This window comes from Ruminococcus sp. CAG:379, from assembly GCF_000434255.1.
In the GTDB taxonomy this organism is placed as follows: Bacteria; Bacillota; Clostridia; order Oscillospirales; family Ruminococcaceae; genus Ruminococcus_F; species Ruminococcus_F champanellensis.
In genome coordinates this window covers 42408-49241 of record NZ_FR894897.1, presented here as the reverse complement: position 1 = coordinate 49241, position 6834 = coordinate 42408, and the positions used below count along the sequence as shown (strand labels likewise).

General features: G+C 56.1%; 7 protein-coding genes. 1 reads left to right on the top strand and 6 read right to left on the bottom strand.

Features of this window, described 5'->3' with window-relative positions:
- A partial coding sequence (locus QVO51_RS06595) for an MATE family efflux transporter (RefSeq protein ID WP_288167945.1) occupies positions 1-1095 on the top strand: 1095 nt, incomplete at its 5' end.
- On the opposite strand, the gene QVO51_RS06590 is transcribed toward QVO51_RS06595, so the two are convergent.
- The 6 genes from QVO51_RS06590 to QVO51_RS06565 form a co-directional block, all read right to left on the bottom strand.
- Positions 1040-2626: an NAD(P)/FAD-dependent oxidoreductase gene (locus QVO51_RS06590; RefSeq protein ID WP_022357737.1), complete on the bottom strand. Its 1587-nt coding sequence runs from the start codon at positions 2624-2626 to the stop codon at positions 1040-1042. The two genes, QVO51_RS06595 and QVO51_RS06590, sit on opposite strands and share 56 nt — an antisense overlap.
- Positions 2623-3078 (bottom strand): GtrA family protein, encoded by a 456-nt coding sequence (locus QVO51_RS06585; protein WP_022357736.1) that lies wholly within the window; start codon positions 3076-3078, stop codon positions 2623-2625. The genes QVO51_RS06590 and QVO51_RS06585 overlap by 4 nt, the downstream gene beginning before the upstream one ends.
- 120 nt (positions 3079-3198) lie before the next feature.
- The gene (locus QVO51_RS06580) at positions 3199-3780 is read right to left on the bottom strand and encodes a DUF4364 family protein (protein ID WP_022357735.1); all 582 of its coding nucleotides are present in this window, start codon (positions 3778-3780) and stop codon (positions 3199-3201) included.
- A gap of 16 nt (positions 3781-3796) precedes the next feature.
- Positions 3797-4891 (bottom strand): chorismate synthase, encoded by a 1095-nt coding sequence (gene aroC, locus QVO51_RS06575; RefSeq protein ID WP_022357734.1) that lies wholly within the window; start codon positions 4889-4891, stop codon positions 3797-3799.
- Positions 4872-6122: a 3-phosphoshikimate 1-carboxyvinyltransferase gene (aroA, locus tag QVO51_RS06570; protein ID WP_022357733.1), complete on the bottom strand. Its 1251-nt coding sequence runs from the start codon at positions 6120-6122 to the stop codon at positions 4872-4874. The genes aroC and aroA overlap by 20 nt, the downstream gene beginning before the upstream one ends.
- On the bottom strand, positions 6119-6834 hold a 716-nt coding region (locus QVO51_RS06565), incomplete at its 5' end, for a 3-dehydroquinate synthase (protein WP_288167944.1). The genes QVO51_RS06565 and aroA, both read right to left, overlap by 4 nt.

Genomic DNA, 6834 nt, shown 5'->3' with positions numbered 1-6834 from the left:
CATGGAGCCGCTCTGGCATTCGGAGTCATCTTCCTGCTGCCCGGTGGACATTGCAGTTTGTTCATGCTCATTGTGGTCAGCATGCTGCTGGGACAGCTGGCGGCATTTTGCTATCTGTGGGTGCTGTATCTGCACAGCCGCCGTGCATGCGGCAACGCCTGCACCATGTGTCTGCGGGGGTTTGCCTGGGCTGCACTGCCCCTGTTGTTAAACAGCTATCTCACCTCCCTGCTCAGTACTGCCAATGATGCCTTGATCCCATTTACCCTGCGGCAGTTCGGACATTCTACGGAAGAAGCCTTTGCCCAGTTCGGGGTATTTGAGGCGCTGCTGCTGCCTGCCTTGTTTTTTCCAGCAGTGGTATTAGGATGTTTGTCCAGCATCCTGGTGCCGGAGCTTTCCCGGAACCGGGGTGCCGGCAGCGGCGAGAATGCCCGGGCGCTGATTGGCAGTGTGCTGCGGCGGACGCTGCGGTTTGCCGGGTTTGTGATGCTGCTGTTTTTGCTGTATGGCAGTCAAATCGGCACCCTGATCGGAGGAGACGCCTTTGCAGGACGGATGCTGCGGATCCTGGCACCGGTGATCCCCTTTATCTATCTGGAGATCGTGCTGGAGGGGATCCTGCGTGGCATGGGAAGGCAGAATTTTTCTTCCGTCAACTATCTTGCCGAGTATATGATCCGGATCTCCGTGCTGCTGATTTGTGTACCCATCTTTGGCTTTTACGGGATTCTTGCGTCCTATTATGCCAGCAACGTAATCGGCAATCTGGTGCGGCTCTGGATGGTGCGACGGCTTGCCGGCGGCATTCCCTGGGGTCCACTGCTGCTGCGGCCCGGAATTGCATTGTTTGCTGCCTGGCAGTGCGGCATGCTGCTGTGTGGGCTGCTGAGATTGTTTGCCCTGCCCTTGTGGGCGGAGCCTGCGGTGTTTCTGGTGCTGGGGGGCGCTGTGTATCTGTTCGTTCTCCAGGTGCTGGATTCCATGGAGCAGCAGAAAAAAACACGGAATGCATCTCTGCATTCCGTGTCCGGTTCCTTTACTGTGCAGACGTCTCCGTCTGCTTTGCCTCGTGATATTCCTGCTCGGTATTGACATTCCAAACGTTGTTTTTGTCGGTGATGCCCTTGCGGATGTTGTCCACTGCTTCAAAGGCGGTCGCCATGGAGTGATCCATGTTGTTGTACCGGTGCTGTCCGTTTCTGCCGATGCAGAACAGATTGTCATACCGGTTCAGATATGCGATCAGCTCATCCATATGATCGTAGGTGTCAAAGTATGCCGGGTATGCCTTCTTGACCTTTTCCCGGTGGGAATCCTGTACGTTGGCTGCACTGTGGATCACACCCATTTTGATCAGTTCCATGATGGCAAACTCTGTGCAGTCCTTGTCACTCATATTCCAGAAGTCGTCTCCCTCATTGCAGAAGTATTCCAGACCGATCCACACATGATGCTCCGGATCCGGCAGCATATAGGGGGACCAATTGTTGAAGATCTGGATTCTGCCCAGCTTCACGCCTACGTCCTGGACATAGATCCAGCAGTCCGGGGTAATGTTCCCCAGGGTCTTGATATCCGTGCCGTTGACCAGGTTCAGCTTGTCCACCAGCAGACCTACGGTGACGAAATCCCGGTAGGGGAGCCCGGCAGCAATCTGGGCAATGTCCGCCGGCACTGCATCCGGTGTGGACTGCATGCTGGCGATCAGATCCTTTACCGGCATGGAGGACAGGAAATAATCTCCGGCAATGATCTGCTCCGTGCCGTTTTCATCGGTGTATCCCAGGGAAACGATCTTTCCGTTTTCGGTATGTACTGCATGTACGGCGCTGTTCATGCGAATCTCTCCGCCCATTTCCCGGATCAGATCCGCTACGGTTTCCCACAACTGACCGGGGCCGAACTTCGGGTAGTAGAATTCCTCGATCAGGGAAGTCTCCACTTCTTTTTTGTTGCCGGAGGGCAGGATCTTGCCGAACATGTCCTTGATGACTGCCTTGATGGACAGACCCTTGACACGCTGCGCCCCCCAGGAGGCGGAGATCTCACGGGGATGTCTGCCCCAGAGCTTTTCGGTGTAGCCCTCAAAGAACATGGAGTACAGCACCTTGCCGAAGCGGTTGATGTAGAAATTCTCCAGAGAGGTTTCTTCCTGCTTGCTGACGGTGGACTTCATGTAGCTGCATCCTGCCTTGATGGTGGCGGACAAGCCCATGTTCTTGAAGGTCTGGGGCTTCATGCTGATGGGGTAGTCAAAGAATTTTTTCTGGTAGTAGATCCGGGATACCCGGTTCCGCACCAGCATGACCCGGTCGGTGGTTTCCGGATCAGGGCCGCCGGGTACGGTTTCGATCTGCCTGCCCAGCTTTTTGTAGTCATAGGGCAAAGCACCCTGGGTGGGCATGATCTCCTCCCACCACTTGGTGACACGGGCATCCTTGGAGAAGAACCGGTGTCCGCCGATGTCCATGCGCTTGCCGTTATACTTGACCGTCCGGGAAATACCGCCGATGGTGTTGCTTTCCTCCAGGATGGTGACCTGGTAGTCCTCATTTGCCTTGAGCAATTCATAAGCCGCCGTCAGTCCGGCAGGCCCTGCGCCGATGATTACAACCTGCTTCATGCTTTTCCTCCGTACAGAAATATTTTTCGTGCGGCAAAGTTCCAGATCAGAACCAGAACCGCCGCAATGACCTTTGCAACCAGAACCGGGATGTGCAGGGGTACCGTGCCGAGCCAGATGATGGCTTCCGTCAGACCCAGCCCGATGATACCGATGACAGTGTAGGAGAGGAACTCCAGCACTGTGCTTTTTACCTTTGCCCCGGTGGTGAATACCAGGAGCTTGGAGAGGATGAAGTTGACGATCAGCCCCATCACAAAGGCGATTGCCGTTGCCAGATATTCATTGATGCCGAATTTGTGGTACAGCAGTGCCAGAGTGCCGAAGTCGGCAACGAATGCAAGACCGCCAACAAATGCATAACGGAACAGCTGAATGAACAGGTTGTCCGACGGGGTGATCATCAATCCCTTCCAGTCCAGCCTGCGGATACAGCCAAGCAACTCCTTCATGTTTCCATACTCCTTTATATATCATTTTATCAGTATAGCACATATTTCACAAAAAGTCAAATCCCAGTGCACAGGAATTGCAGCAAAAAGGTGCAGCCTGTTCAGACTGCACCGATTATTTTAATTGTCGCTCAGATCGTAGGGTTCTTCTTCATTTTGGAGGGCGATGTCCAGGATCTTGCCGTAAAAGCCCAGGGGGTTTTTCATGATCCGTTCCCCCAGCAGCCTGGCTTGCCGCAGATCCGGCGCAAACATTTTCATATCCAGCAGATCGTCCCCGGTATCCAGACAACGCAGATGAACGTAATACCCCTTGTCCATGGGCTCGTAGGTGATCCGCACCTCGTTTTCATACTTCTGACGGGCGATGTACCGAAGCGCTGCCAGCACCAGCTTGTCCCGAAAGATCTTAGGCACATACTGCTTGAGCCGCAGTGCGCAAAGCTCTCCCTGGGGGGTCAGCATATAGCAGGCTTTCCCCTTTTTGTCCGGCTTTAACTCCAGAGAGCCGTTTTTTGTGAGAAAATCCAGGGAATCCTGATAGTAGAAATAGTTGATGATGCCGGTGGAAACGGCGATGTCGTATAGGGCATCCGGTGTGACCGGCTCTTTGATCCGATAGAGCAGATAACACAGCAGGATGTTGATCAGATGCAGATCGTTCAGCTCAATGTTGGTCAGATCGGCAGTGTTGTGTTCCATGCGGACGACTCCTCCCTCAAGTGAAATTGGGGTAATCCAGCATATGGGACAGCAGCGCCAGGTTCACCGCCGCCTCTACGCAGGGCACAGCCCGGGGCACGATGCAGGGATCGTGCCTGCCGTGAATATTGACCACTTCATTTTTCATGGCGCTGTAGTCCACAGTGGCCTGGGGTCGGGCAATGGAAGGCGTGGGCTTGATAGCCACCCGAAGGGTAATGGGCATACCGGAGGAGATGCCGCCCAGAATGCCCCCGTGGTTATTGGTACGGGTCTTGACGTGACCGTTTTCGTCCACATAAAATTCATCGTTGTTCTGACTGCCCACCATTTCTCCGGTCAGGAAGCCTGCACCAAATTCGATGCCCTTTACCGCAGGAATGCCGAATACTAGCTGGGAAATGGTGTTTTCCAGTCCGTCAAACATGGGGGATCCAATACCGGCAGGTACGTTCACGCTGGCGCATTCGATGATGCCCCCCAGGGATTCCTGCCCCAGCTGGGCGTTCTGGATATCCTCCCGCATTTTTTCGCCCTGTTCCGTGTTGATGACCGGGAAACCCTTGTAGCGCACTGCCAGCAGATCCTCCTTGCTCACGTTGGTTCTGTCAAATACCGCATCCTTGATACCGTGAATGGAGGCAATGTGGGCGCCGGTGTAGATGCCCCGACGTTCCAGAATCTGCCCACAGACTGCCCCGGCAAAGCACAGGGGAGCTGTCAGTCTGCCGGAAAAATGTCCGCCGCCCCGCACATCATTGAAGCCCCGATACCGGAGGGCACCGGTATAGTCCGCATGTCCCGGCCGGGCGAGCTTGGACAGGTTGGAATAATCCACCGAGTGGGTGTCTGTGTTCATGATTATGGCGCACAGAGGCGTGCCGGTGGTTTTGTTGTGGTACAGACCGGACATGATCTGTGGAATATCCAGTTCCGCCCGGGACGTGGTAGTCCCGTCCTTTTTCGGCGCTCTGCGAGCCAGAAAGCGTGCGATCTCCTCCAGGTCGATGGATTCCCCCGGAGGGAGATTGTCGATCACCACGCCGATGGCTGTGCCGTGGGATTCGCCGAATAAAGAGATGGAAATGCGGTTATTCCAAAGAGATGACATGTACCGTTCCTCCTAATTTTTGATAATCACTCCAGAAATCCGGATAGGACTTGCGTACCGCTTCTGCGCCCAGTATGGTAACAGGAGCAGTGCTGCGGGTAGCTGCCACAGCAAGGCTCATGGCGATCCGGTGATCTCCGCAGCTGTCCGCCGTGCCGCCGGTAAAAGCGGCGATGGGCTGGATCTCCAGTCCGTCCTCGGTCTGGCTCACCTGTCCGCCGATGGCGTTCAGCGCCGCTGCAATGGCTGCCAGCCGGTCACTTTCCTTGAACCGGAGCCGCTTTGCCCCGTAAATCCGGGAGGGCTTGCCGCAAAGGCATGCCAGCACAGTCAGCACCGGCACCAGATCCGGAATATCTGCGGCATACACAGAAAGACCGGAAGCGATTGTGTTCTCTTTAGTATAGCATAATTCCAGGAGGATTTCAACAATTTTTCGATCCCCCTGACAACTATTTTCCCACAGACCATCCACCCGGACATGACTGCCCAGGGCATTGGCGGTGAGAAAAAACGCCGCCTGCGAGTAATCCCCTTCAATGGCAAGGGACAGGGGCTGATACACGCCGCCCCCGGGGATCCGGTAGCCCTCCGGAGTTTTCTCGGTGGGGATGCCTGCCTGCCGGAGCAGCGCTGCGGTCATATCCACATAGGGGGCGGATTCCAGAGGGGAGGTCAGCTCCAGCCGTGAGTCCCCCTCCAGCAAGGGCAGTGCCAGCAGCAGTCCGGTCAGATACTGGGAGGATACATCCCCTTCCAGCTGAAAAACGCCGCTTTGCAGCTTGCCGGACATGTGTAGGGGAAGCAGAGCATCCTGCCGCTCCGGCTGAATGGATATACCCTTTTTCGGCAGTTCCCGCAGGTAGGCATCCAGGGGTCGGTAGGGCAGTCTGCCCTTGCCGATGATGGTACAGGTCAGCCCCAAGGCTGCTGCCACCGGAATGAGAAACCGGAGGGTGGAGCCGCTTTCACCGCAGTCCAGGGTAATGGGCTGTGTGGGTGGCTCCAGGATGCCGGTGACGGTGACGCTGCTGCCAGTCCGGGTGATCTTCGCCCCCATTTGCTGCAAGGCACCGATGGTGGCGGCAATATCCTCGGAATCGGACAAATTTGTCAGCCGGGAGGTACCCTTTGCCAGGGCAGCGCAGATCAGCGCCCGGTGTGCGGCGCTTTTGGATGCAGGAATGGACACGGTACCCTCCAGCAGTCCCGGTTCGATCACACAGTTCATAGGGATTCCTCCATCATCCGGCAGAAGTCCGGGAAGGACGCCTTCCGGATCTCTCCCTGACCGATTGCCGGGCATACTACATAGGACAGTTCACTGCCCATGCGCTTTTTGTCATGCCCGCACAGGGCAGTCAGCTCCTGCATGGGAGCGTCATAGTCCGTGGGCAGTCCATAGTTGCTTACGCAGCCGATCAGCCGGGCGGTCACGGCAGGGGCGGCTGTCCGGGCAGACAGCATGCACATGCCGGCTGCTACCGCCTGACCATGGGTGTAGGCAAATTCCGAATGCCGCTCAATGGCATGCCCCAGGGTATGACCGAAATTCAGCAGCATGCGCTCTCCCGTGTCAAATTCATCCTTGGCTACGATGTCCCGCTTGATGGTGACACACCGGGCAATGATCTCGTCCGCCTGGGGCAAAACATTGTCACTGTTGTGGGCATCCAGCAGGGCAAACAGCCCCGGATCCCGGATCATTCCATATTTGATCGCTTCTGCGATGCCATCGCTGAGAATATGTGCCGGCAGGGTTTTCAGCGTGTCCGGATCGCAGATCACCAGGCTGGGCTGCTTGAATGCCCCCACCAGGTTCTTGCCTCCAGGGATGTTGATGGCAGTTTTTCCGCCTACGGAGGAGTCAATCTGCGCCAGCAGAGTGGTGGGAATCTGAATGTACCGAATGCCCCGCAGGAAGGTGGCAGCCGCAAAGCCGG